Origin of the sequence: Bradyrhizobium viridifuturi (assembly GCF_001238275.1) — a bacterium.
Lineage (GTDB): Bacteria > Pseudomonadota > Alphaproteobacteria > Rhizobiales > Xanthobacteraceae > Bradyrhizobium > Bradyrhizobium viridifuturi.
In genome coordinates this window covers 150,959-175,587 of the sequence record NZ_LGTB01000008.1, presented here as the reverse complement: position 1 = coordinate 175,587, position 24,629 = coordinate 150,959, and the positions used below count along the sequence as shown (strand labels likewise).

At 64.8% G+C, this 24,629-nt stretch carries 21 protein-coding genes and 4 pseudogenes; 14 read left to right on the top strand and 11 right to left on the bottom strand.

Annotation, left to right across the window (positions count from 1 at the left end; genetic code table 11):
• Positions 1 to 99 precede the first annotated feature (99 nt).
• The 4 genes and pseudogenes from ALC15_RS09740 to ALC15_RS09725 all read left to right on the top strand — a co-directional run bounded on the left by ALC15_RS09740 (position 100) and on the right by ALC15_RS09725 (position 4,785).
• A pseudogene (locus ALC15_RS09740) lies at positions 100 to 2,024 on the top strand (potassium transporter Kup).
• A 137-nt stretch (positions 2,025 to 2,161) separates the two neighbouring features.
• Positions 2,162 to 2,491, top strand: coding sequence for a rhodanese-like domain-containing protein (locus ALC15_RS09735; protein WP_050627044.1), 330 nt, complete (start codon positions 2,162 to 2,164; stop codon positions 2,489 to 2,491).
• An 8-nt stretch (positions 2,492 to 2,499) separates the two neighbouring features.
• Positions 2,500 to 3,669, top strand: a complete 1,170-nt coding sequence (locus ALC15_RS09730) for an aminotransferase (RefSeq protein WP_050627043.1) — start codon at positions 2,500 to 2,502, stop codon at positions 3,667 to 3,669.
• Positions 3,670 to 3,675: 6 nt separating this feature from the next.
• The gene (locus tag ALC15_RS09725) at positions 3,676 to 4,785 is read left to right on the top strand and encodes a polyamine ABC transporter substrate-binding protein (RefSeq protein WP_050627042.1); all 1,110 of its coding nucleotides are present in this window, start codon (positions 3,676 to 3,678) and stop codon (positions 4,783 to 4,785) included.
• A gap of 148 nt (positions 4,786 to 4,933) precedes the next feature.
• Here ALC15_RS09725 and ALC15_RS09720 read toward each other — a convergent pair whose 3' ends face one another.
• The 7 genes from ALC15_RS09720 to ALC15_RS09690 form a co-directional block, all read right to left on the bottom strand.
• Complete coding sequence (locus ALC15_RS09720; protein WP_050627041.1) at positions 4,934 to 5,869, bottom strand: lipid A biosynthesis lauroyl acyltransferase; 936 nt, start codon at positions 5,867 to 5,869, stop codon at positions 4,934 to 4,936.
• An 18-nt stretch (positions 5,870 to 5,887) separates the two neighbouring features.
• On the bottom strand, positions 5,888 to 7,165 hold the full coding sequence (locus ALC15_RS09715; protein ID WP_050627040.1) for a beta-ketoacyl-ACP synthase: 1,278 nt from the start codon (positions 7,163 to 7,165) through the stop codon (positions 5,888 to 5,890).
• A gap of 27 nt (positions 7,166 to 7,192) precedes the next feature.
• Positions 7,193 to 8,356 carry a beta-ketoacyl-ACP synthase gene (locus ALC15_RS09710; RefSeq protein WP_050627039.1) on the bottom strand — a complete coding sequence of 388 codons (1,164 nt, stop codon included), beginning with the start codon at positions 8,354 to 8,356 and terminating at the stop codon, positions 7,193 to 7,195.
• A 12-nt stretch (positions 8,357 to 8,368) separates the two neighbouring features.
• Positions 8,369 to 8,845: a 3-hydroxyacyl-ACP dehydratase FabZ family protein gene (locus ALC15_RS09705; RefSeq protein ID WP_050627038.1), complete on the bottom strand. Its 477-nt coding sequence runs from the start codon at positions 8,843 to 8,845 to the stop codon at positions 8,369 to 8,371.
• 9 nt (positions 8,846 to 8,854) lie between these two features.
• Positions 8,855 to 9,154, bottom strand: coding sequence for an acyl carrier protein (locus tag ALC15_RS09700; protein ID WP_050419055.1), 300 nt, complete (start codon positions 9,152 to 9,154; stop codon positions 8,855 to 8,857).
• A gap of 182 nt (positions 9,155 to 9,336) precedes the next feature.
• Positions 9,337 to 9,693 (bottom strand): hypothetical protein, encoded by a 357-nt coding sequence (locus ALC15_RS09695; protein ID WP_050627087.1) that lies wholly within the window; start codon positions 9,691 to 9,693, stop codon positions 9,337 to 9,339.
• 87 nt (positions 9,694 to 9,780) lie between these two features.
• Entirely contained in the window at positions 9,781 to 10,638 is an 858-nt protein-coding gene (locus ALC15_RS09690; RefSeq protein ID WP_244486008.1) for an ion channel, read from the bottom strand.
• Between the two features lie 110 nt (positions 10,639 to 10,748).
• Between ALC15_RS09690 and ALC15_RS09685 the strand changes: the two are divergent.
• Positions 10,749 to 11,374 (top strand): annotated as a pseudogene (locus tag ALC15_RS09685) (ParB-like protein).
• Here the strand turns inward: ALC15_RS09685 and ALC15_RS09680 are convergent.
• The 4 genes and pseudogenes from ALC15_RS09680 to ALC15_RS44545 all read right to left on the bottom strand — a co-directional run bounded on the left by ALC15_RS09680 (position 11,335) and on the right by ALC15_RS44545 (position 14,708).
• Positions 11,335 to 11,847: an MgtC/SapB family protein gene (locus tag ALC15_RS09680; protein WP_050627036.1), complete on the bottom strand. Its 513-nt coding sequence runs from the start codon at positions 11,845 to 11,847 to the stop codon at positions 11,335 to 11,337. The pseudogene ALC15_RS09685 and the gene ALC15_RS09680 sit on opposite strands and share 40 nt — an antisense overlap.
• 22 nt (positions 11,848 to 11,869) lie before the next feature.
• Positions 11,870 to 12,448: a peroxidase-related enzyme gene (locus tag ALC15_RS09675; protein ID WP_050627035.1), complete on the bottom strand. Its 579-nt coding sequence runs from the start codon at positions 12,446 to 12,448 to the stop codon at positions 11,870 to 11,872.
• A 108-nt stretch (positions 12,449 to 12,556) separates the two neighbouring features.
• A pseudogene (locus ALC15_RS09670) lies at positions 12,557 to 14,304 on the bottom strand (ATP-binding protein).
• A gap of 206 nt (positions 14,305 to 14,510) precedes the next feature.
• Complete coding sequence (locus tag ALC15_RS44545; RefSeq protein WP_162240480.1) at positions 14,511 to 14,708, bottom strand: hypothetical protein; 198 nt, start codon at positions 14,706 to 14,708, stop codon at positions 14,511 to 14,513.
• Between the two features lie 109 nt (positions 14,709 to 14,817).
• On the opposite strand from ALC15_RS44545, the pseudogene ALC15_RS09665 reads away from it, so the two are divergent.
• From ALC15_RS09665 to ggt, 9 genes and pseudogenes are all read left to right on the top strand, one after another.
• Positions 14,818 to 16,593, top strand: a pseudogene (locus ALC15_RS09665) (putative bifunctional diguanylate cyclase/phosphodiesterase); the annotation flags it as partial.
• Positions 16,594 to 16,681: 88 nt separating this feature from the next.
• Entirely contained in the window at positions 16,682 to 16,867 is a 186-nt protein-coding gene (locus ALC15_RS09660; protein ID WP_050627033.1) for a hypothetical protein, read from the top strand.
• A gap of 149 nt (positions 16,868 to 17,016) precedes the next feature.
• Positions 17,017 to 17,973 carry a catechol 2,3-dioxygenase gene (locus ALC15_RS09655; RefSeq protein WP_050627032.1) on the top strand — a complete coding sequence of 319 codons (957 nt, stop codon included), beginning with the start codon at positions 17,017 to 17,019 and terminating at the stop codon, positions 17,971 to 17,973.
• A 159-nt stretch (positions 17,974 to 18,132) separates the two neighbouring features.
• Positions 18,133 to 18,603 carry a DUF1801 domain-containing protein gene (locus ALC15_RS09650; RefSeq protein ID WP_050627086.1) on the top strand — a complete coding sequence of 157 codons (471 nt, stop codon included), beginning with the start codon at positions 18,133 to 18,135 and terminating at the stop codon, positions 18,601 to 18,603.
• A 216-nt stretch (positions 18,604 to 18,819) separates the two neighbouring features.
• Entirely contained in the window at positions 18,820 to 20,097 is a 1,278-nt protein-coding gene (gene soxC, locus ALC15_RS09645; protein ID WP_050627031.1) for a sulfite dehydrogenase, read from the top strand.
• A 34-nt stretch (positions 20,098 to 20,131) separates the two neighbouring features.
• Complete coding sequence (locus ALC15_RS09640; RefSeq protein WP_430649151.1) at positions 20,132 to 20,629, top strand: c-type cytochrome; 498 nt, start codon at positions 20,132 to 20,134, stop codon at positions 20,627 to 20,629.
• A 172-nt stretch (positions 20,630 to 20,801) separates the two neighbouring features.
• Positions 20,802 to 21,107 carry a BA14K family protein gene (locus ALC15_RS46030; protein ID WP_050627029.1) on the top strand — a complete coding sequence of 102 codons (306 nt, stop codon included), beginning with the start codon at positions 20,802 to 20,804 and terminating at the stop codon, positions 21,105 to 21,107.
• Between the two features lie 157 nt (positions 21,108 to 21,264).
• Complete coding sequence (locus tag ALC15_RS09630; protein ID WP_244486006.1) at positions 21,265 to 22,767, top strand: amino acid permease; 1,503 nt, start codon at positions 21,265 to 21,267, stop codon at positions 22,765 to 22,767.
• 80 nt (positions 22,768 to 22,847) lie between these two features.
• On the top strand, positions 22,848 to 24,584 hold the full coding sequence (gene ggt / locus ALC15_RS09625; protein WP_050627028.1) for a gamma-glutamyltransferase: 1,737 nt from the start codon (positions 22,848 to 22,850) through the stop codon (positions 24,582 to 24,584).
• The last annotated feature ends 45 nt before the right edge of the window (positions 24,585 to 24,629 follow it).

The following is a 24,629-nucleotide window of genomic DNA, read 5'->3' as shown; positions in this document are numbered from 1 at the left end:
TGGAGGCCTGAATCCGTGCTAACCTATGCATTCCTGCCGGGAGTATAGGCCTGCAACCGGCATTGTGCAGTGCGGCAGAAGACAGAGGCGCGACTTCCCATGTCATCCGAGAGTGCGATCACCGCGGCGGAAACGCCCGCGGCAAATGGCCATGGCGAGGCGCATTCAACCGCCACCTTCAAGGCGCTGATGCTCGGCAGCATCGGTGTCGTCTATGGCGACATCGGCACCAGCCCGCTGTACGCGCTGCGTGAAGCCGTCGTGGCGGCGGCCGGCGGCGAGGGCGGTGTGACGACGCATGCGGTGCTCGGCGTGGTGTCGCTGATCCTGTGGGCGCTGATCGTCGTCGTCACGCTGAAATACGTCGTGATCCTGCTCCGCGCCGACAACAACGGCGAGGGCGGTACGCTGGCGCTGATGGCGCTGGCGCAGCGCGTGGCCACCAAGGGCGCCGGCGCATCGTGCTGCTCGGCATCATCAGCGGCGCGCTGTTCTATGGCGATGCCGTGATCACGCCGGCGCTTTCGGTGCTGTCCGCGATCGAGGGCATCAAGCTCGTCACCTCGACATTCGATCCCTATGTCGTCCCGCTCACGGTGGTGATCCTAGTCGTGCTGTTCGCGGTGCAGTCGCGCGGCACCGCGCGCGTCGCCGCCTTCTTCGGACCGGTGATGTGCGTGTGGTTCGCCGTGATCGCGATCGCGGCGCTGCCGCAGATCGTGCGGCATCCCGAGGTGCTGTACGCGCTCAATCCGATCCTTGCGGTGTCGTTCATGCTGCATCATGGCGTGATCGGCTTCATCACGCTCGGTGCCGTGTTCCTCGCCGTGACCGGCGCGGAGGCGCTCTATGCCGACCTCGGCCATTTCGGCAAACGCCCGATCCAGACCGCGTGGCTGTTCATCGTGCTGCCGTCGCTGGCGCTGAACTATCTCGGGCAGGGGGCGCTCCTGATCGGCGACCCCAAGGGCATCGAGAACCCGTTCTTCCTGATGTTCCCGGACTGGGCGCTGATCCCGATGGTCGCGCTTGCGACCCTGGCGACCGTGATCGCGAGCCAGGCGGTCATCACAGGCGCCTATTCGCTGACGCGGCAGGCGATCCAGCTCGGCCTGCTGCCGCGGTTCGAGATCCGCCACACCTCGGAAGCCCATTCCGGCCAGATCTACATGCCGCGCATCAACCGTTTCCTGTTCATCGCGGTGATCGTGCTGGTGCTGATGTTCCGCTCGTCGAGCGCGCTGGCGTCGGCCTACGGCATCTCGGTGACCGGCACCATGGTGGTGACGGCAATGATGGGCTTTGTGGTGATCTGGCGGGTCTGGAGATGGTCGCCGATCGCCGCCGCCGCGCTGGTCGCGCCATTCCTGTTCCTCGACATCACGTTCCTGGCCGCCAACCTGCTCAAGGTGTTCGAGGGCGGCTGGGTGCCGCTGGCGCTCGGCGGGGCCATGATCGTGGTGATGTACACCTGGCGGCGCGGCAGCCGGCTGCTGTTCGAGAAGTCGCGCAAGCTGGAATTCCCGCTCGCCGATCTCGTCGCGATGCTGGAGAAGCGGCCGCCGCAGCGCGTGTCCGGCACCGCCGTGTTCCTGACCAGCGATCCCGTCAGCGCGCCGACCGCGCTGATGCACAGCCTCAAGCACTACAAGGTGCTGCACGAGAAGAACGTCATCCTCACCATCGAGACCGCGCCGACGCCGCGCATCGATCCGTCCGAGCGGGTGCGGATGGAGCAGCTGACCGAGACCTTCTCCAAGGTGACGCTGAAATTCGGCTTCATGGAGCAGCCCAACGTGCCGAAGACGCTGGCCATCGCCCGCAAGCTCGGCTGGCAGTTCGACATCATGTCGACCTCGTTCTTCCTGTCCCGCCGCGCGCTGAAGCCGGCGGCGCATTCGGGCATGCCGAGCTGGCAGGACCATCTGTTCATCGCGCTGAGCCGCTCCTCGAACGATGCCACCGACTATTTCCAGATCCCGACCGGGCGGGTGGTCGAGGTCGGTACGCAAGTCACGATCTAGGGGCCACGACCCGGCATTTCCGCGCGACATCTAACCCGTTTCGGGCGCTTGATTTTCTCGACGCAAGGGGCGAGTTTGCGGCCCGGACCGGCGAGCCGCGCGACGCTCGCCAATCGGACAGTCGGGAGGATATTTCCGTGGCGGACCACAAGGTGGAAGATTTGTTTCCGGACGAGGTGTCGAAGGGCATAGCGGAAGGCCGCTATCTCCTGGTCGACGTCCGCGAGCCCAATGAGGTTGCCGTCGAGGCCTATCCCGACGGCGTCGTGGTGCCGCTGTCGACGTTCGATCCAGCAGCGATTCCCGATCCGCAAGGCAAGCAGGTGGTGTTCGCCTGCCGCTCCGGCAAGCGCTCGGTGACCGCCTCGCTGGCCGCCCAGGCCGCGGGCCTGCCCTATGACAAGCATCTGGCGGGCGGCATGATCGGCTGGAAGGCGGCGGGACTGCCGACCAAGGCGGGCGGCTGATCCCTGACATGACCTCCATGAACAAGGTCTTCGCAGACCTTCCCGTCACGATCTTCGAGGCGATGTCGCAGGCTGCGCGCGACAACAACGCCATCAATCTCGGCCAGGGCTTTCCCGACGATCCCGGACCGGAGGACATCCGCCGTGCCGCCGCGGACGCGTCCATCAACGGCTACAACCAGTACCCGTCGATGATGGGCATTCCGGAACTGCGTCAGGCGATCGCATCGCATTACGGCCACTGGCACGGGCTCAAGCTCGATCCGATGACCGAGGTGATGGTGACCTCCGGCGGCACCGAGGCGCTGACCTCCTCGATCCTCTCCCTGGTCGAGCCGGGCGACGAGGTGGTGTGCTTCCAGCCGGTCTATGATTCCTACCTGCCGATCATCCGCCAGGCCGGCGGCATTCCACGCCTGTTGCGGCTCGAGCCGCCGGAGTGGCGGCTGAACGAGGAGATGCTGCGCAGCGTCTTCAACCACAAGACCAAGGCGGTGCTGTTCAACAATCCGCTGAACCCGGCGGCGGTGGTCTATCCGCGCGAGGACCTCGAACTGCTGGCGCGGTTCTGTCAGGAATTCGACGTGGTCGCGATCTGCGACGAGGTCTGGGAGCACGTCGTGTTCGACGGCCGCGAGCACATCCCGCTGATCACGATCCCCGGCATGCGCGACCGCACCATCAAGGTCGGCAGCGCCGGCAAGATCTTCTCGCTGACGGGATGGAAGATCGGCTTCGTCTGCGCCGCGCCGCCGCTGCTGCGCGTCGCCGCCAAGGTGCACCAGTTCCTCACCTTCACGACGGCGCCCAATCTGCAGGCAGCGGTCGCGTACGGCCTCGGCAAGCCGGACGACTACTTCTTCGACATGCGCAGGGACATGGCGCGGAGCCGCGATCGTCTCACCAAAGGACTCGAGCGCATCGGGTTTCCGGTGCTGAAGTCGCAGGGGACCTACTTCCTCACCGTCGATCTGTCGCCGCTCGGGCTCAACGAGACCGATGCGGAGTTCTGCTGGCGAATTGTAAGGGATTACAAGGTCGCGGCTATTCCTGTGTCGGCGTTTTACGAGCAGGATACGGTGACGTCGGTGGTGCGGTTCTGTTTCGCCAAGAAGGACTCGACGCTCGACACCGCGCTTGAGCGGTTGTCCGACGCCGTTCATCGTCGCAAGAGGTAGACCAGAATGCAGAAGCAGGACCGTCGTCTCGTCAGCCTCGTCGGTGCGATCGCCACGGTTCTGTTGTTCGCTACCTCCGCCAGTGCGGAGGAGCGCACGGTCAACTTCTACAACTGGTCGAACTACATGGCGCCGGAAGTCCTCGAGGACTTCACCAAGGAAACCGGCATCAAGGTCGTCTACGACACGTTCGACGCCAACGAGACGCTGGAAACGCGGCTGCTCGCCGGCAAGTCGGGCTACGACGTCGTGGTGCCGACCGGCTATTTCCTGCAGCGCCAGATCACGGCGAAGGTGTTCCTCAAGCTCGACAAGTCGAAGCTGCCGAATCTTGCCAATGCCTGGCCCGTCGTGACGGGGCAGCTCGCGACCTATGATCCCGGCAACAATTACGGCGCCAACTACATGTGGGGCACCACCGGCATCGGCTACAATGTGAAGATGGCGGAGAAGATCCTCGGTCCTGACGCGAAGATCGACAGCTGGGACATGGTGTTCAAGCCGGAAAACCTCGCCAAGTTCAAGGATTGCGGCATCCACATGCTGGATTCCGCCGACGACATCCTGCCGGCGGCACTGAGCTATCTCGGCCTCGATCCGAACTCGACCAAGCAGGCTGACCTCGAGAAGGCCGCCGATCTCGTCATCAAGATCCGGCCTTATGTGCGCAAATTTCATTCGTCCGAATATCTCAGCGCGCTGGCCTCGGGCGAAATCTGCTTCGTGGTCGGATGGTCTGGCGACATCATGCAGGCGCGCAGCCGGGCGGCGGAAGCCAAGACCGGCGTCGAGATCGGCTACACGATCCCGAAGGAGGGTGCGCAGATGTTCTTCGACAATCTCGCGATCCCCGCCGATGCCAAGAACGTCGCCGAGGCCTATGAGCTGATCAACTACCTCTACCGCCCCGAGGTCGCGGCGAATAATTCTAACTTCCTGTCCTACGCCAACGGCAATCTGGCGAGCCAGAAGCTGATCGATCCGAAGATCTTCAACGACAAGAACATCTATCCCGACGAGGCGATGCAGAAGAAGCTGTTCGTGATCACGGCGCGCGATCCGGCGACGCAGCGGATCATCAACCGGCTGTGGACCCGCGTGAAGACGGGGAAATAGGTCTATCCGTCAATTGCGAGGAGCGTAGCGACGGAGCAATCCGCAGCTTCGCAAACGGACGAATGGATTGCTTCGCGGAGCCTGTCATCGGGCGCGCGTTCGCGCGACCCGTTGGCTCGCGATGACGCGGTTGGATTTACGACAAGCCTTACCGCCAGCGGCGGTGCAGCCAGAGCCATTGATCCGGATATTCGCGGACCCAGCCTTCGACGATGTCGGTGATCGCCTGCGTCGTGCCCTGGATGTCGATCTGGCCGGATGCGTCGAACACCGGCTTCACTTCCTCGGTGACTTCACCGCGGAAACGGCCGTCGGGCAGGCGGATGATCCGCGTGCCGTGGATCGGGCAATCGATCTGCCGGCGCAGGCGCGCCAGCAGCGGGTTCGCGGTGGTCTTGCGGCCGAAGAAGGTCACGGGAACGCCGTTGGTCAGATACTGGTCGACCAGCATCGCGACGTGCTGGCCGTTCTTCAGCGCCTGCGCCAGCTTGAGCGGGGCGTCGCGGCCGGCCGGGACCAGCGTGCCCAGATTGACGGCGCGGATGCGTTCGATGGCGCGATCGGCGGCCTCGATGTTCGGCCGCCGGAACAGGATGGTGGCGTCGAGCCCGTGCGCGGCGGCGGCAATTGGCGAGAGCTCCCAGTTGCCGAGATGCGCGGCGAAGAACAGCGCCGGCTTGCCGTCGTCACGCAATTGGTCGAACAGCTGCTTGCTGCGCGCGGAGAATTCGACGCGGCCCGGCTTGTCGGGATTGCCGGGATCATGGTCCCAGATGCGGTCGATATGCGCGAATTCGGCGCCGATGCGTCCGAGGTTGTGCCAGACGCCAGTCAGGATCTCCTCGATTTCCTGCGGTGACTTCTCCGGGAAGGCCGCCTTGAGGTTCTCGCGGCCGATGCGATCCTCGCGCAGCCGGCGGCCGATGAAATGCGCGGCATGGCCGAAGAATCGTGCGGTCTTCTCCGGATCGAAATAGCGCGTGGTACGCAGCAGCCCGGTCGTCAACGCGCCAATGGCGACATTGGTCACGGGCTTGGCAGCGTCGCGCAGCTGCGCCCTGGTGCGAAGGATCAGGCGTTTCATCGAGGCGAGGGCGCGGGCCTAAGCCGGCTCGCGCGTCAGGATCAGCGAGGCGTTCTGCCCGCCGAATCCGAACGAGTTCGACATCACGGCAGTCACCTTGGCGTCGCGCGCCTTGTTGCCGACCACGTCGAACGGGATCGCGGGATCGGGCACCTCGTAATTGATCGTCGGCGGGATCCGCTGATGCTCGAGCGTGAGCAGCGAGAAGATCGCCTCGACTGCGCCGGCGGCCGAGATGGTGTGGCCGACCATCGACTTGTTCGACGACACCGGGATGTTTTTGGTGTGTTCGCCGAACACTGCCGAAGTGGCAAGATATTCCATCTTGTCGTTTTCCGGCGTCGAGGTGCCGTGCGCGTTGATGTGGTCGATCTGCTCCGGCTCCATCCCGGCATCCGCGAGCGTCTTGCGCACGCAGCCGATCGCCGGTTTGCCGTCGGGGGCCGAGCGGGTGCGATGGAAGGAGTCGGTGAGCTCGCCGCAGCCGGCGACGACGCCCAGGATGCGCGCGCCGCGCGCCATCGCGGCCTCGTAGCTCTCGAGCACCAGCGCGCCGGCGCCTTCGGCCATCACGAAGCCGTCGCGGTTCTTCGAGAACGGCTTTGAGGCGCCCTGCGGCGGATCGTTCTGGGTCGAGAGAGCCGAGAGCAGCGAGAAGCGCACCATGGCTTCGGGATTGACCGAACCGTCGGTCGCGACGCACAGCGTTGCATCGGTCTCGCCGCGGCGGATCGCCTCGACGCCGAGCTGGATTGCGGTCGCGCCGGACGCGCACGCCGTCGAGAGCGAGATCGGCGACCCCTTGGTGCCGAAGGTCTCGGCGAGGTTGAGCGCGACCGAACCGAAGGTGAAACGCCGGTGGAAGTGCGCAAACTTGCCGCCGCTGCAGGTCGCCAGATAATCGATGATGCCAAAGTCCTTGGCCGGAACCTCGCGCGCGATTTCGAGCCGCTGCGGCCACTCGGTTTCGATCGGCGCGACCGCGAGAAACAACGGGCCGGGGAAGTCGCCCTTGTTGCCGATGCCGGATTGCTCCAGGGCCTCTTCAGTCGCGATCTCGGCGAGACGTTGCGACAGGCTGGTCGAGGAGAACGGGTCGACGGTGACGAAATCGACGGCGCCGGCCATCGTCGTCTTCAGGCTGTCGAGCGGGAAGCGCGTCACGGTCTTGATGCCGGACTCGCCGGCGGTGAGGCGCTTCCAATTGTCGGCCTTGCCGCCGCCGAGCGACGTCACGATTCCCATGCCGGTCACGACGACGATCGGTCGGCCGAATTTATCGCGTGGTGCTGTCATGGTGTCCCCGTCGGTGCTTGCGCAGAATTACTTGACGGCCTCGACCAGTGCCATGCCTTCGCCCTGCCAGTGGCCGACCCCCAATACGACAATTTGGGTTGGCGCTTCGGTCTTTTCAACCTCCAACCCGGTCGGGTCGTTGGCCGGATAGAGTGCGCCGCGGGAAATCGAGAGCGCGGCCAGCGCGAGCCCGAGCGGGAACTGGGCCTCCATGGTGTGCCCAAAGGTCGTCCCGGTGGCGCGCACGGCAAGGCCGGGATGTTGCCCGAGGAATTCGCGCTCTTCGCTGGTCGCAGGCTCGGCGCCGGTCGCGCCCGTGATCAGCACGGCGTTGTCGTTGCTGACCCCGAGCTGCGGCCACATCGCCCGCAGCGACTTCGTCACCGCGCCGGGCTGCTTGCGCTTGGCAAGATCGGCGACCACCTTGGTCAGCTTGGCATACGGCTTGGCGCCGCGCGCCTCGGCGTGCTCGCGCGATTCCATCACCAGGAAGGCGCCGGCGGACCCGATGGCAAAGCCCGGGTGATTCCTGCGGGCCCAGACCGGCGCGTATCGATCCTTGAGGGCAAAGTCGCCGAACGAATACAGCATCAAGAGGTCGCCGCGATCGCCATTATGGGCGGCGCCGACCAGCGCGATGTCGCTCTGTCCGGCGCCGATGCGCGCGACCGCGATCCGCGCGGCGTCGATGCTCGAGGCTTCCTCGCCCATGAAGGTGCGCGACGTCCCGCACACGCCATGAACGATCGCGATATTGCCGGCGAGCAGATTGGAGAGCTGGGCCAGGAACAGCGTCGGGCGCAGTTCGTTCATCAGCTTCTCGTTGAGCAGGGCGGGCGGCAGCTTGCCCTGCGCATCGGCGTTCATGATCGCGAGGTCGACATTGAGGTCACGCTCGCCGCCACCGGCAGCGATGATCATGTCCATCCGCGACAGGATTTCCTGATTGCCTTTGACGCCGGCGGAATCGAGCGCCAGCCCGGCGGCATAGGTGCCGATGCGCTGCCAAGTCTCCATCTGGCGCTGATCGCCCTTCTTCGGGATCTGGGCGTCGAAGCTGACGGGGGCGATCGGATGGATCACGTAGGGCGCAAGACGCTTGTCGTCGGCATTGACGCGCTTCTCACCGAGCGCCTGCCAATGCGCGTCCAGTCCCTCGCCGAGCGAGGAGAGCAGGCCGACGCCGGTGATCCAGACTCCTTCTCAGCCATTACTCATTGCCTGCTGCGGAAACCCGATCCTGTTGGCCATCGCATCCATGTGCACGCGCAAGTCCGGGTTGGGGAAGGGGATATGACGGAAGGTCAGCTCGGCATTGCATTTGAGCTCCTTGCCGACACGGACCTTCGCCGAGGTCACAGTGAAGCCTGAACCTTCGTGTTCGATCTTGGCGTCGATCGTCAGGGTCGAGCCGGGGCTGACGAAGCCGCGCATCTTGGCTTCCTTGACCATGGCGAGGAAGGGCATGCGCTCGAACTTGGTCAGACCGAGGATCAGCCAGCCCGAGCTCTGCGCCATCGCTTCGGTGAGCAGCACGCCGGGCATGATCGGATAGCCCGGGAAATGCCCGGCGAACACCGAATGGCTCGCCGGCGGAACGTACGCCTCGACGACAATGGTCTTTGCGTCGAGGTTGAGCTCGACGATCCGATCGATCAGCTGAAAAGTTTCAAGCTGCATGGCGGGCGATTACGAGGCCGAGCCCGCGCCCGCGTTCTTGGCCGCAACCAACTCGTCGATGCGGTCGGCGAGATTCTGCAACACGAAGTACTGCTCCGTCGTGGCTTTGCCGTCGTTGACCTCCTGGGTCCACTTTTCGAGCGGCATCTTGATCCCGAAGGCCTTGTCGATGGCGAAGGCGATGTCCAGGAAGTCGAGGCTGTCGATCCCCAGATCGTCGATCGCGTGGCTCTCCGGCTTGATCGTATCGCGCGGGATGTCGCAGGTCTCCGCAATAATGTTGGCGATCTGCTCGAATGTGGAAGACATCATTAAGCCTTTGATATATTGAAGGTAATTCCGGGTCAACTCGGAGGAGGCGGGCGCGTTGCCCCGGAATGCCCTATTGCTGCTGCCGGGAGTCGTGTGCCCGTATATCGGAGCAGGGCCGTTAGTTCAATGGAGCTTGGCCGGCCTCGCCAGGACGGTTTTTGAGCCTGGTTCCGGCCAGCCTAGGTGCGCGGCATCACCGTAATCTTCGCGCAATCCCGGCGGCCCATCAGCACGCAATCCTGGGTCTTGCGCAGATCGGCGATGCTCATGGCGAGCCAGATACCGATCGCGGTCAGCGCCACCGTGAAGGCAAAGGCGGCGATATTGGCGAGCATGCGCTGGCGGAAGTCATCCGGCTCCTCGCGCGGCTTCTCATAGCGGGAGAGGTCGTTGGCGACGGAAACGGGAGCGACGGAAGCCGGGCGGGTCGATCGGATCGGGTCCTCGCGCTTGCCCGGCGGCTGCGCCGAAGTACGCGGCCGGAATTTGAGCACCACGTGCTCGTCTTCCGAGGAAATTGGCCGCTGCGTCTTCACTGTTGTCAGTCCGGTCGCGTCGCCGCTCATGTTTAGCATGTCCGGCGCGTTTCACACCTAAAATCTTGATACCCGCAGAGGTGGTATTTATCCTTCGATGGTCTCGTGGAACCGACTGTAGTCGATCCGCAGACGGCCGTCGTCGGTCGCCTGCAGGATCTCGGCATAGCGATGGCCGAAGCGGACGTCGGAATGTTCATAAGATTTTCGCGCATGCAAGGTTTGCGCTGCAACGTCGTCATAGCCCGACACGAAGAGGCCGAGACCGGCATTGAGGGCTTGCAGGTCCGCGGCGTCGAGGCCGGCGAGCGGGCTGTCCTGGTCGATCACATGAAACAGGGTCCAGCTCAGCGCCAGCGCCGGGCTTTCGCTGCGCACGAGCGGCAGTTCGTAGAACCGGCGGTATGGCGTGCCTTCCTTGCTGACGCCGTTCTTGAACAGCCACAGCCGTGCGGTGGCATTGGCGATGATGTTGTGCCGCTCGTTGGCAAGACGGATCATCAGCGTCAGCTCGCCCTCATGGTTCGAGATCACGGGGTTGTCGGCGAACAGCAGCCGCGCGCTCGGCCGCGAGAAGCGGGCGAAGATCAGCCCCGTCATCAACGACATCGAGAAGATGCCGGTGAAGAGCTCGATGGCGGCGATGAAGTGCCCGTAGTGGGTCTGCGGGTGCATGTCGCCGTAGCCGGCGGTCGAGAGTGTTTCGATGCTGAAATACAGGTAGTCGATGTACTGGCCGTCAGGCACGTTGGCGATCGGATGATCGCCGAGCCAGTAGAGCAGCGCGAAGACAGCGTTGAAGGTGATGAACACCAATGCTGCACCGCCGATAAAGGCGGGCCACGATGCCGTCATGCAACGGTGGCTGATGTCCGCCCAGAAACTGAGCTCCAGCCCCTCGGTCACGACCTCGCGGTTGCCGAGGCGGACCGTGCGTGCCTTCACGCGTTCGCTTGCTCTCAAAGCCATTCCGCCGGACCGGCTCTTTCGTCTGCCTGAGACATCATGTCATAATGGAACCCATTCCGGAGTGCCGGTCAAACGGGAGTACAATCATGGCCCATACGCGCGAGCCTTACGTCAAACCGGTCCCGATCCTGTCACTGCGACCGACCCAGATGACGGTCGGAATGCAGGAGGTGAAGGAGAAGCGGAAGCGCTGGCGCGAGCACAGATCGGACAAGAAGCGCGCCGAGCTTCTGGGCAAGCACATGATCCCGGTGGTCCATGGTCCCGACGATCGCTACTATGTGGTCGACCACCATCACATGCGCGCGCGCTGCACGAGGAGGGCGTCAAGGACATCCTGGTCACCGTGATCGGCGATCTCACCATGGTCGAGCGTGACGTGTTCTGGGGCGTGATGGACAACAAGCGCTGGGTCTATCCCTACAACTCGAAGGGTGAGCGCTGCCACTTCAGGGACATTCCGAAATCGATCAAGGATCTCAAGGACGATCCATTCCGCAGCCTTGCCGGCGAGATGCGCCGGGCCGGCGGCTTCGCCAAGGACACGACGCCGTTCAGCGAATTCCTGTGGGCCGATTTCCTGCGTCGCCACATCCCGCGCAAGACGGTGGAGAACAATTTCGCCAAGGCGCTGGAGAAGGGACTGGCGCTGGGTCGCAGCGGGGCAGCGGTCTATCTGCCCGGCTGGTGCGGGCCGGCATCCGACGATTGAGGCGGCGCGGCTTCCGAATTGTGCGGATAGTCCTTGCCGCCGAGCGCGTGGTGCAGCCATCGCTCGATCCGCCTGCCGAAGGTTAGCAGCAGGAATGCCAGCGCAAGGGCGGTGAGGACGATCGGCCAGTGCCCAGCGCCGCAGACGATCCCGACGCATGCGGCGAAGAACGCGCATGCGGCGCTGGTCAGGCCGTGGACCTGAGAGCGGTCGCCCTGACGCACGATCACGCCGGCGCCGAGAAATCCGATGCCGGTCAGCACGCCCTGGATCACGCGGCTCACCGCATCGGTGAACTGGCCGGGCTGAACCGCCTGCAATGCCAGCAGCACGACGGTGGCCGTCGAGAGGCTGACGAGACCAAGCGTCTTCAGGCCGATCGGCTTGCCGCGGAGGTCGCGGTCGAGCCCGATCGCGCCGCCGGCAAGCATGGCCGCGCCGAGGCGCAGGATGATCTCGCTCCAGTCTGCCAAGATGTCCTCTACAGGCCGTCGTCTATTTCGGCTGCCGCCCGAGCATGTAGAACTCGGCGTTCGGCCGCATGCCGGTGATGTTGGCGAGCCGGTTCGAGAGCGCGAAGAACGCCGCAACCGCGGCGATGTCCCAGACGTCGTCGTTGCTGAAGCCGTGGGCGGCCAGCGCGGCGAAGTCCGCCTCCGCGACCTCCTCGGCCGCGCGGCTCACCTTCATGGCGAAATCGAGCATCGCGCGCTGCCGCGGCGTGATGTCGGCCTTGCGGTAGTTGATCGCGATCTGGTCGGCGATCTCCGGGTTCTTGGCGCGGATGCGCAGGATCGCGCCGTGGGCGATCACGCAATATTGGCACTGGTTGGCAGCGCTGGTCGCCACCACGATCATCTCGCGCTCGGCCTTGGAGAGGCCGGAGTCCTTTTCCATCAGCGCGTCATGATAGGCAAAGAAGGCGCGAAACTCGTCGGGCCGGTAGGCCAAAGTGAGGAAGACGTTCGGCACGAAGCCGGATTTCTCCTGCACCGCCAGGATGCGGGTGCGGATATCCTCGGGGAGCTTGTCCAGAGCGGGCGTCGGGAAGCGATTTGCGGTCGGCTGCGTCATGAGATGGTTCCGGCATGCCGCATGGATGCGGCGTCACGGGAAACCATAGAGGATGACGGGTCGGGCGAAGGCGCATCGGCGCCTTGACCGAATCCTGGCGAAATACGGCTAGCGCAGCGGCTTCTTCAGCAGCGAGAAGCGATCGGGATCGAGACCGAGTGACGGCTGCAGCATCGGCGCCTCGGCGGGCGCATGGTGCGCGCTGGCGGCGGAGCGTTGAAATTGGCATCGCCGCTCGGCGAATCGCGATGCGAGGTGGCGCCGCGCCAGCGCTCCAGCACGGCGCTGACGAAATGCATGTCATGGCCGGCGGTGACCGACGGCACCGTCGCGATGGTGGCCTCGCCGCGCGGCAGCTGGTGCGGCGGCACCTCCTTGAAGCGCAGCCGGGTCGGCAGCGCGACGCCTTCGCCGAACGCCAGCACTTCGCGGGTGCCGAGCGAGGGCACGAACGACAGCAAATTGGCGGCGGCATCCGACACCGCCGAGCGCAGCAACGCCTGGTCGCGGTCGTTGGCAAGCCGCATCGTGAACAGCGTGTTGCACTGGGAGATGATGGTGGCGTCGAGCTCGGCCGGACGCTGGGTGATCAGGCCGAGATAGACGCCGTATTTGCGGCCTTCCTTGGCGATGCGCGACACCGCCTTGCGGGTCGGCCCGAAGCCGATGTTGCGGTCCGCGGAGGCATAGCGGTGCGCCTCCTCGCAGACGAACAGCATCGGCGAGACGCCGTCGCTCCACAGCCCGAAATCGAATGCCATGCGGCACAGGACCGACACCACGGAATCGACGACTTCGGCGGGGAAGCCGGCAAGCTGCATGATGGTCATCGGCTTGCCGTTGGCGGGCAGGCGGAACAGGTGGCTGATCACCTCCGCCATGGTATCGCCGCCGACATTGGCATTGTCGAACATGAAGGCGTAGCGCGGATCGTTGCGCACTGCGTCGATGCGCGAGATCAGCTTGTGATAGATGATGCGCGAGGAGCGGTTCTCGAGCTTGCCCATGCGCTCGTCGATCAGCGAGATCAGGTCGACGAGGCGATAGGGCACCGGCGTGTCGACAGTGTAGCCGACCTGCTTCGGGTCGATGCGCTTCAGTCCCAGACCGACCCGGTCGGAGTTCTGGTACTGGGTGTAGATGCCCTTCGCCATCGGGATCACTTCGGCGAGGATGTCGAGTTCTTCGGGCACGCCGGGCCGGCCGCCGAACAGCACGTCGACGATCTCCTCGAAGTTGAACAGCCAGAATGGCAGCTTCAGGTTTCGCGGGTTGAGCACCTGCGCGCGCTCGCCGAAGCAGCGGCCGTATTCGTTGTGGACGTCGAGCAGGAAGATGCGCAGGTTCGGCCGCGACTTCAGGATCTCGTTGAGCAGCAGCGACACGCCGGTGGATTTGCCGACGCCGGTCGAGCCGAGCACCGCGAAGTGCTTGGACAGCATTTCCTCGACGTCGACATAGGCGATGACGGAGCGATCCTGTTGCAGCGTGCCGACATTGATCTGGTCCGAGCCGCTCGGTGCATAAACCGTGCGCAGCTCCTGGTTGGTGATCAGATCGGTGCTGTCGCCGATGGTCGGATAGTGGGTGACGCCGCGCTGGAATTTCGGGCGGTCGCCGCCGAGGATTTCGCCGAGCAGGTCGACCGAGGCGGTCGCCATGTATTCGTCGGACGCCGGCAGATTCTCGCACGACACCTCGGTGATCATGGCGACGATGACCGATGTCGCGCAGCGGATGCTGACGAACCGGCCGACGGTCGCGCGCATTTCTGAAAGTTGCATCTGGCCGCCTGCCAGCAGCCCCACCCGGGCCTGCGAGCCGCGCACAGAGATCACACGTCCGAAAGGTGTCACAGTTCCAGCCTGGCTCGTTCTCGAAATCTAAATGTCCGGACCAATATGCCCGCCCGGGATTGGAAAAACCGTTAAGTCGCCGGGGTTCGGCATCGGCTAAATCTACACCTTCCCGGTGACGATTTGTTTCTATCGTGCCGCGAGATTGCGCCCGGTCGCGCGCATCGGCGGCGAAATCGTCGCTTTCCGGCACAGTAGCGTTTGTTTCACGGTTTATCTGTTAATATCGGATTCACCATCTTCGAGGAGTGCATCGGCGGCTCCGTAGCTTTACGGGGGTTCGGCGCGATGTGTTGCGCGATGGCTCCAGGTATCGTGTAACCGATTGCTAACTGCGAGTTGTAACGACCTTTCCATTTGTGCTGCGTAACGATGCCGCGCTCGGGAGAGATCAGCGTGCGCATCGAACATCGCAATTCATCGCCAGGGAATGCCGACGCCGGTTCGACCAAGGGACTGGCGTTCTGCGCCGGCCTGCTCGTCGGCAGCCTGCTCGGAAGCGTCACCGCGCAATGGAGCGAGCGCGAAGGCCTGCTGATGGCGGCGTTTGCGATCATGGCCACGATCGTCTTCCTGCTGCTGAAGCGGCACGAAATCTCCGACGCTCGGCTCGCCACCGAGCGCCGCAATCTCATGACCGCGGTGAACAACATTCCGCAGGGGCTCGTGCTCTACGACGCGTCGGCGCGCATCATCATCTGCAACGGTCCTTACATCGAGATGTTCGGGCTTTCCCCCGACGTGGCGAAGCCGGGCTGCACCATGCAGCGGCTGATCGCGCACCGCCAGGAGACCGGCTCGTTCGACGGCGACGTCGACGCGTTCTGCGATGCCATCATCCGCAATGTGAAGCTGGGCAAGGCGACGCGTCAGCTGACCGAGGCACCGGGCGGCCGCGCGATCGAGATCGTCAACAAGCCGCTGCCGGACGGCGGATGGGTGGCGACCATCGAGGATGTCACCGAGCGGACGCGAACCGAGAACAAGATCGCCTACATGGCGCATTATGATGCGCTCACCGATCTGCCCAATCGCGTGCTGTTCCGCCAGCGCCTCGAACAGGCGCTGAGGACGATGGGCCCGGATGACCAGCTCGCGGTCATGTATATCGATATCGACGAGTTCAAAGCCGTCAACGACGCGCTCGGCCATCAGATCGGCGATGAACTGCTGACGGCGGTCGCCGACCGCCTGCGCTCCTGCCTCGGAGAGAGCGATGTCGCGGCACGGCTCGGCGGCGACGAATTTGCCGTGATCCAGACCGCGGTCCGCGATCAGACCCAGACCATGCAGCTGCTCGCCGCGATCTACCAGAGGATCCGCCAGCCGATCGATTGCAGCGGACACCTGATCACGACCGACGCCAGCATCGGCATCGCGGTGGCGCCGGCCGACGGCACCGACCTCGATCAATTGCTGCGCAACGCCGACCTTGCGCTCTATGGAGCGAAGAGCGATGGCCGCCGCACCTACCGCTTCTTCGAGGCCGGCATGGACGCGCGCGCCAAGGCGCGGCGCAATCTGGAGCTGGAGCTGCGCCAAGCCATCGTCGAGGGCAGCTTCGAGCTGCATTATCAACCGCTGCTTCATCTCGGGGACGGCAGGGTCAGCTGCTGCGAGGCGCTGCTGCGCTGGCGCCATCCCGAACGCGGCACGATCTCGCCGGCGGATTTCATTCCGGTCGCCGAGGATACCGGCCTGATCAATGATCTCGGCCACTGGGTGCTCAACACCGCGTGCCGGGAGGCCGTGAACTGGCCGGATCATATCCACGTCGCGGTCAACGTGTCGCCGATCCAGTTCAAGAGCCAGGCGCTGGCGCTGAACGTCGCCGCAGCGCTGGCGGCGTCGGGGCTCGCGCCCGCACGGCTTGAGCTTGAGATCACCGAGGCGGTGCTGATCCGCGACGACGAGGCCGCGCTCGATATCCTGCATCAGCTGCGCGACCTTGGTGTGCGCATTGCGCTCGACGATTTCGGCACCGGCTATTCGTCGCTCAGCTATCTGCAGCGCTTTCCCTTCGACAAGATCAAGATCGACCGCGCCTTCATCAAGGATCTCGCCGGGACCGGCGCGTCGTCCACGATTGTCCAGGCCGTCGTGAACATCGCTGCCGCGAGCGACATGACGACCACCGCCGAGGGCGTCGAGACGGAGCAGCAGCGCAGTCTGCTGCGCATCCTCGGCTGCACCGAGATGCAGGGCTACCTGTTCAGCCGGCCGGTGCCGGATGTCGAAATCCGCAGGCTGCTGTCCTCGCATCGCGAGGACGCCGTCTCGGTCGCCTGACCGCGGGCGGTTTCCCTATGTGATTCCGGCCACGGAATGCCGCGCAGGCGCCGGCCATCCTGTTGAGACGCAACAAGAGGGCCCTGCCATGTACTATCTCGTGAATGCGCTTCTCGTTCTGGCGATCGCGTTCTTCTTCTTCCTGCCGATGACCGACCGCCGCACGGCGCGGATGAAGCTCTGCATGGTATGCGCGCTCGCCGTCGCGCTGACGGTGTCGGCGACCATGTCCCGGCCGCATGATGCGGCGCCGGTAATGGCGTCCAAGGGGTAGGCGCGGACGCTGCTAGCGGCCCGCGGCTGCGATTACCGGCGCCAATAATTTGTTGACGAGACCTAATCCTTTGTACACTAGTACAATCGCGCCGGCACCGCTCGCCCGAGCGGAAAGACGTCGGTGGCGTCGTGCGAGGAGAACGCCCCATGCAGCCGGAACCGATCTTCGATCTCGCTCATCTCGGGCACATGGAGTTGCTGACGCCGAAGCCGGACGAGAGCTTGAGGTTCTTCGTCGATGTGATGGGCATGACGGTCAGCGGCCGACAGGGCGAGTCGGTCTATCTGCGTGGCTGGGACGACTATGAGCGCTATTCGCTGAAGCTGACCGCATCGAAGACCTCTGGCATGGAGCACATGGCGCTGCGGGCGCGCAGCCCGCAGGCACTCGAGCGCCGCGTCGCCGCGCTGAAGGGCTCGGGCTTCGACATCGGCTGGATCGACGGCGACATGGGGCAGGGGCCGGCATTCCGCTGCCGCGATCCCGACGGCCATATCATCGAGCTCTATTACGAGACCGAATGGTACGAGGCGCCGGCCGGGCTGAAGCCTGCGTTAAAGAACCAGGCGCAGCGCTTTCCGGCCCGCGGCGTCAATGTCCGCCGGCTCGACCACCTCAACTGCCTCGCGGTCGACATCAGGGCCAATCGCCTGTTCTTCGAGAACTACCTCGGATGCCGCACCACCGAGCAGATCGTGCTCAACGACGGCACGGAAGCAGCGATGTGGATGACCATGTCGAACAAGAGCTACGACTTCGCCTACACGCGTGACCACTACGGCAAGCGCGGCCGATTCCATCATGTGACCTACGCGCTGGACAGCCGCGAGGAGATCCTGCGGGCCGCCGATATTTTCCTCGAGCATGGGGTGCATATCGAGACCGGCCCGCACAAGCACGCGATCCAGCAGACCTTCTTCCTCTATGTCTATGAGCCCGGCGGCAACCGCGTCGAGGTCGCCAACGCCGGAGCCCGCCTGATCCTGGCGCCGGACTGGAAACCGATCGTGTGGACCGAGGAGGAGCGCAAGAAGGGCCAGGCGTGGGGATTGAAGACGATCGAGTCGTTCCACACCCACGGCACGCCACCGGTGATCGACTAGGCGCCGGACTGCGGCAAAAACGACCGATCGCGCGCGTCGATAGGCCGCCACGCACAGGCGCGGTCCCTGACGACAACATCGACGCACAACCATATGATCCGGGTCGAGAGGGCGAGCGCTGCGCAAGTGCGCGGCACGTGGACCGCTGGAAACAGGACAATGGTTGGCAAGACGTCCAAGAGGTCGGCGAAGAGCGCAAAGAAGCGAGCCGCGACGCGCGCGGGCGCAAAGCCGCGCCTGCTCGCGGGCGGCAATCCGCAGATCGCGAAGGGAGTTGGTGACGCGCCCGTGCAAGCCTATATCGCGGCGATGCCGGGGTGGAAGAGCGAGGTCGGACGCAGGCTTGACGAGCTCATTGTGCGGACCATCCCCGGCGTGCACAAGGCAGTGAAATGGAACTCGCCACTTTACGGCGTGGCAGGCGAAGGCTGGTTCCTCGGCATCCATGTCTTCACGCGCTACATCAAGGTGGCGTTTTTTCGCGGCGCATTGCTACGTCCCGTACCGCCGGGCGAGTCCAAGCAGCAGCACACGCGCTACCTCAACATCCACGAGAACGACCAGCTCGACGAAGCCCAGTTCACCGCCTGGGTGAAGCAGGCCAGTCAATTGCCCGGCGAACGGATCTGAGCGGCCGCGCAAGCGAAGCCCGGTGAGCCACGGCCATCACGCGCCGTCGGTGCGGCCATGCACGCGCGATCATTGCCTCGCCTCGGGCGTTTGGTGTTAGGCTGCACCAAAGCACGATGAATCGTCATCGCGCCTTGTTGTCCTGGCATGGTCTTCTCGGAAAGCCGCTTCGTGCTTTTCCGGATCATGCTCTGGTAACGTCAGAGGAAAACGTCGATGAGCGAACACACGACGGACAAGCGCGTGCGAGAGGCGTCTCGCAGGCGATTTCTTCAGGCGGGTGCGGCACTGGCCGGAGGCTCCGCGATGGCGGGAGTTGCCGGTTCTCCTGCGCTTGCCGAACAGGGGAAGAATCTTCCGCCCAACGTGCCGGAGTGGATGAAAGCGCCCGGCGACCCGATGGGAAGCCAGCCCTACGGCACGCCATCGGCTTACGAGAAGGGCGTCGTCAAGAACATCTCGAAGGCGCTGCCGCAATATATCTCCGCATCGGGCCGCACGCCGTTGCAGGAGCTTGACGGCATCATCACCCCGAACGGTCTGTTCTACGAACGCCACCATGGCGGCGTGCCGACCATCGATCCGGCCGAGCACCGGCTGATGCTGCATGGCATGGTCGATCGCCCGCTGGTGTTCACAATGGAGGACATAAGGCGCTTTCCGTCGCAGTCGCGCATCCATTTCCTCGAATGCTCCGGCAATCCGGTCTACACCAAGCCCTACGGCAAGACGGCGTCAGACCTCGTCGGCCTCCTGAGCTGCGCGGAATGGACCGGCGTGCCGCTGAAGACGGTGCTGGACGAAGCGGGCCTGCAGGCGGGTGCCAAGTGGATTGTTGCCGAAGGCGCCGATGCCGCCGCGCTGACGCGCTCGATCCCGATCGAGAAGTGCCTCGACGACGCCATGCTGGTCTACAGCCAGAACGGCGAGCGGCTGCGTCCGCAGCAGGGCTATCCGCTGCGCCTCTTATTGCCTGGCTTCGAGGGCAACATGAACGTGAAGTGGCTGCGCCGCCTCAAGGTCACAGCCGAGCCGGCCTATTCGCGCGAGGAGACCTCGAAATACACCGACCCGATGCCCGACGGCACGTCGCGCGAATTCACCTTCTACATGGAGGCCAAGTCGATCATCACGCGGCCGTCGGGCGGGCAGAAGCTGACCACGCACGGCTTCCATCAGATCACCGGGATCGCCTGGAGCGGCCACGGCAAGATCAAGAGCGTCGAGATCTCGCTCGACGAGGGCAAGAGCTGGCAGCAGGCGGAGCTCCAGGAGCCGGTGCTGACGCGCGCGCTGACCCGCTTCCGCTTGCCATGGCACTGGGACGGCACGCCTGTCGTGATCCAGAGCCGCGCCATCGACGAGACCGGCTACGTGCAGCCGACGCTGGCGGAATTGGTCAAGGTGCGTGGTCTCAATTCGTTCTACCACAATAACGCGATCTGGCCCTGGCGCATCGATGCGAATGGTGAGGTGACGAATGCCCAGGCGTAACCTCAAGGCAGCGTTTCTGGTGGGGGCGATCGCGATGCTCGCGGCTGCTGCGCAGGCCGAGGATCGCTTTGGCATCGGGCGTCCGGCAACGCCCGCCGAGATCGCCGGCTGGAACATCGATATCGGCCGCGACGGCTCCAACCTGCCGCCGGGCAGTGGCAGCGCCGAGCGCGGCCGCGCTGTGTTCGCCGAGCAATGTGCGACATGCCACGGCGACAACGGGCAGGGCGGCGTCGGCGATCGTCTGGTCGGCGGACAGGGCACGCTGGCAAGCCCAAAGCCGATCCGAACCGTCGGCAGCTACTGGCCCTATGCCCCGACCCTGTTCGACTACATCAGGCGCGCGATGCCGCAGAACGCACCGCAGTCGCTGAGCAATGAGGACGTCTACGCGGTGTCCGCCTACATCCTCAGCCTCAACGGCGTCGTCCCCGCCAATGCCGTGCTCAACGCCAAGTCGCTCGCCGCGGTCAAGATGCCGAACCGCGATGGGTTCGTCTCCGACCCGCGGCCCGACGTGCATAATCACTGAGCTGCGAGACGCTCGTCGCGAACCGCCGTGGTCATGCCCCACGGAGGGCGCCTCGCAGCATTGTGACTTCCTGCCTCTGTGCCCCGAATTTGATCGTCACCACATCAGAGATGGGCACAGGGCCTTCCTGCCGCCCCAGGGCAACTTTCAATTGATGCATCGGAGAGGTCAGATGGCCGGACTCAGGGCCGTTGCAGCCGCTGTGCTGCTGGTGGGAATGACATTCACGCCGGTGTCGGCCCAGATTTCGGAGCCGGCCCTTTTTGACGCGCAGAATCCCGGGCGCAGCGCGATCAACGGCGGTGCGCTCACACCATGGGGTGAAGCGCAGGCGGCAGCACAACGCAGCGGCAACCCCGCGAACGCCTACGGCGCCGTGCCGCCGGCACCATCCTCGTCCTGCGCACGCTACCGTTCGTTCGATCCGGCGTCCGGCACTTACCTTGGCCGCGATGGCCGCCGCCATTCCTGCCGATAGGCAACGTACCGCGCTTGACCGCCGTTCTTGGCGGTGGATAAGGGCGCCGGCAATTGCCCGGCGCGCGAACGGCCGCGCGTCAAGCGCGCTATAGTCTGCCGGTCGCAGCGGGTCCCGCCGGATCCGAGCGGCGGAGGACAGGCGGAGGGCTCCCGGCGTGACCGACATCCTGGCCGGCTTCTGGGATCGAAAATCGACCTCCGAGCTGTTGCGGGAGGCGGCGCGCGCCGACGGCGACGCGGAGACGCCGGCCTTCAAACGCTCGCTCTCGGCGTTGCAACTGGTCACGCTCGGCATCGGCGGCATCATCGGCGCCGGCATTTTCGTGCTGACGGGGCACGCGGCCGCAGCCAATGCCGGCCCCGCCGTCACGCTCTCCTTTATGCTCGGTGCGGTCGCCTGCGCCTTTGCCGGCCTGTGCTACGCCGAGATGTCGTCGACCGTGCCGATCTCCGGCAGCGCCTATACTTACGCTTATGCCACGCTCGGCGAATTGATCGCCTGGATCATCGGCTGGGACCTGATCCTCGAATATGCCGTCGGCGCGATCGCGGTCTCGGTCGGATGGTCCGGCTATTTCGTCAGCTTCATGCGTGATTTCGGCATCAATCTGCCGCAGCAATTCACCTCGGCGCCGCTCGCCTATGACACCAATACCGGGGTCTGGTCGTCGACCGGCTCGGTCATCAACATCCCGGCGATGGTGATCATTGCGTTCGTCACCACGCTGCTCGTGGTCGGCATTCGCGAGTCCGCGCGATTCACTAGCTTCGTCGTCGTGGTCAAGCTCGTCGTCATCGCGTTGTTTCTCGCCGCCGCAGCCTCCTCCGTATCGCTGGCGAACTGGGTGACGGCGGGTAATCCGGAGGGCGCGCTGATCCCGCCGAATGCCGGTCCCGGCGCATTCGGCTGGTCCGGCGTGGTCCGCGGCGCGGCGGTGGTGTTCTTCGCCTATATCGGCTTCGATGCGATCTCGACCGCAGCGCAGGAGGCGAAGACGCCCGCGCGCGACATGCCGATCGGCATCCTCGGCTCGCTCGTGATCTGCGCCGCGCTCTATGTCGCGGTCGGCTTCGTGCTGACCGGCATCGTGCCGTATGACAAGCTCAGCGTGCCGGATCCGATCGCCGTCGGCATCGATGCGGTTGGCATCGGCTGGCTCGGTCCCTTCATCAAGCTCGGCATCCTGTTCGGGCTGACGTCGGTGATCCTCATCATGCTGCTGGCGCAGCCGCGGATCTTCCGCGCCATGGCGCATGACGGGCTGCTGCCGGGCTTTGCCGCAAAGATCCACCCGCGCTTCCAAACCCCCCATGTCTCAACCATCTTCGCCGGCACCGTCGCTGCCATTCTCGGTGGCCTGCTGCCGATCGGACTGGTCGGCGAGCTCGTCTCGATCGGCACGCTGTTCGCATTCACCGTGGTCTCGATCGGAACGCTGGTGCTGCGCGTGCGCGATCCGCAATTGCCGCGCCCGTTCAAGGCGCCGGCGATCTGGCTGGTGGCCCCGGCTGCCGCCGGAACCTCGCTGTTCCTGATGTTCGGCCTGCCGCTCGACACCTGGATCAGGCTCGCGGTGTGGCTCGTGATCGGGCTGGCGATCTATGCGGCCTACGGCAGACGCCACAGCCGGCTGCGGATGCACGGCGAGGGCCTATAGTGCGCATGCGAGCGGCCTGCTAGGTTCGCGCGCTAAGGTCGTAAAGCCGCGATAGTCGGCGCAGGTCCCGGGAGGCTTCCATGCAAAATTCAACGATGCGCGCGCGGTGGATCGCCGCCGCGATGGTTTCGATCGGCCTCGCATCGGCTGCTCCCGCGCGCGCGGCGTCGGTGGCGCCGGTCGCCGCCGAGAACGGCATGGTGGTCTCGGCGCAGCATCTCGCAACGCAGGTCGGCATCGAGGTGTTGAAGCGGGGCGGCAACGCGGTCGACGCGGCGGTTGCGGTCGGTTACGCGCTTGCGGTGGTCTATCCCGCCGCCGGCAATCTCGGTGGTGGCGGGTTCATGACCATCCAGCTTGCCGACGGCCGCAAGACCTTCCTGGATTTCCGCGAAACGGCGCCGAAGGGTGCCACCGCCAACATGTATCTCGACAAGGACGGCAACGTCGTCGCAGGCCTCTCGACCAAGGGGCACCTCGCGGTTGGCGTGCCGGGCTCGGTGGCTGGCATGGAATATGCGCGCGAGAAGTACGGCACGATGAAGCGCGCGGACGTGATCGCGCCGGCGCTGCAACTCGCCGAGGACGGCTTCGTACTGGATCAGGGCGACATCAGCATGTTCCAGACCGCGACCAAGGATTTTCAGGAGGATCCGGCCTCGGCCGCGATCTTCCTCAACAATGGCAAGCCGTTCCAGGTCGGCGAGCGGCTGACGCAGCACGAGCTCGCCGAGACGCTGCGCGAAATCAGCAAGCGCGGCACCGATGGTTTCTACAAGGGCTCGGTAGGGGCGGCGATCGTCGCCTCGAGCCAGGCCGGCAAGGGCCTGCTCACCCAGGAGGACCTCGACAACTACAAGGTTCGCGAGCTCGCGCCGGTCGAATGCGACTATCGCGGCTACCACGTGGTCTCGGCGCCGCCGCCAAGCTCGGGCGGCGTCGTGATCTGCGAGATATTGAACATCCTCGAGGGCTATCCGCTCAAGGATCTCGGATACCACTCCGCGCAGGCGGTGCATTACCAGATCGAAGCGATGCGCCACGCCTATGTCGATCGCAACAGCTATCTGGGCGACCCCGACTTCGTGAAGAATCCGCTCGAGCGGCTGCTCGACAAGAATTACGCCGCCAAGGTCCGTGCCGTGATCGACCCGGCCAAGGCCGGCGTGTCCAAGGAGATCAAGCCCGGCGTTCCGCCGCATGAGGGCAGCAACACCACGCATTATTCGATCGCCGACAAGGACGGCAACGCGGTGTCGGTCACCTACACGCTCAACGATTGGTTCGGCGCCAAGGTGACCGCGGCCAAGACCGGTGTGCTGCTCAACGACGAGATGGATGACTTCACCGCCAAGGTGGGCGTGCCGAATCTGTATGGTCTGGTGCAGGGCGAGGCCAATTCGATCGTGCCGGGCAAGCGCCCGCTGTCCTCGATGAGCCCGACCATCGTCACCAGGGATGGCAAGCCGGTCATGGTGGTGGGCACGCCCGGCGGCAGCCGCATCATCACGGCGGTGCTGCTGACGATGATCAACGCTATCGACTACGGCATGAACGCGCAGGAGGCCGTGGACATGCCGCGCTTCCACCAGCAGTGGCTTCCGGAGGCCACCAACCTCGAGAATTACACGCTGTCGCCGGATACGCGGAAGATGCTGGAAGGGATGGGCCACAAATTCGGCCCGCCGCAGCCGGCCAACCATCTCGCGGTGATCATCATCGGCGCACCGTTGCTCGGCGGCGAGCCGGTCGGCAACAACCGCTTCTATGGCGCGAATGATCCGCGCCGCAATTCAGGGCTGGCGGCCGGCTACTGATTGCCGTCGTGCGATCGCTCAGCGGCGGCAGGGCCTGCTGCCGCC

Coding starts and splice junctions, on each gene's coding strand:
- soxC (WP_050627031.1), top strand. CDS start 18,820: ATGAGCGAACACACGACGGACAAGCGCGTGCGAGAGGCGTCTCGCAGG.
- ALC15_RS09720 (WP_050627041.1), bottom strand. CDS start 5,869: ATGAAACGCCTGATCCTTCGCACCAGGGCGCAGCTGCGCGACGCTGCC.
- ALC15_RS46030 (WP_050627029.1), top strand. CDS start 20,802: ATGGCCGGACTCAGGGCCGTTGCAGCCGCTGTGCTGCTGGTGGGAATG.
- ALC15_RS09655 (WP_050627032.1), top strand. CDS start 17,017: ATGCAGCCGGAACCGATCTTCGATCTCGCTCATCTCGGGCACATGGAG.
- ALC15_RS09705 (WP_050627038.1), bottom strand. CDS start 8,845: ATGCAGCTTGAAACTTTTCAGCTGATCGATCGGATCGTCGAGCTCAAC.
- ALC15_RS09640 (WP_430649151.1), top strand. CDS start 20,132: ATGCTCGCGGCTGCTGCGCAGGCCGAGGATCGCTTTGGCATCGGGCGT.
- ALC15_RS09660 (WP_050627033.1), top strand. CDS start 16,682: ATGTACTATCTCGTGAATGCGCTTCTCGTTCTGGCGATCGCGTTCTTC.
- ALC15_RS09650 (WP_050627086.1), top strand. CDS start 18,133: ATGGTTGGCAAGACGTCCAAGAGGTCGGCGAAGAGCGCAAAGAAGCGA.
- ALC15_RS44545 (WP_162240480.1), bottom strand. CDS start 14,708: ATGCGCACGCTGATCTCTCCCGAGCGCGGCATCGTTACGCAGCACAAA.
- ALC15_RS09725 (WP_050627042.1), top strand. CDS start 3,676: ATGCAGAAGCAGGACCGTCGTCTCGTCAGCCTCGTCGGTGCGATCGCC.
- ALC15_RS09730 (WP_050627043.1), top strand. CDS start 2,500: ATGACCTCCATGAACAAGGTCTTCGCAGACCTTCCCGTCACGATCTTC.
- ALC15_RS09715 (WP_050627040.1), bottom strand. CDS start 7,165: ATGACAGCACCACGCGATAAATTCGGCCGACCGATCGTCGTCGTGACC.
- ALC15_RS09700 (WP_050419055.1), bottom strand. CDS start 9,154: ATGTCTTCCACATTCGAGCAGATCGCCAACATTATTGCGGAGACCTGC.
- ggt (WP_050627028.1), top strand. CDS start 22,848: ATGCAAAATTCAACGATGCGCGCGCGGTGGATCGCCGCCGCGATGGTT.
- ALC15_RS09675 (WP_050627035.1), bottom strand. CDS start 12,448: ATGACGCAGCCGACCGCAAATCGCTTCCCGACGCCCGCTCTGGACAAG.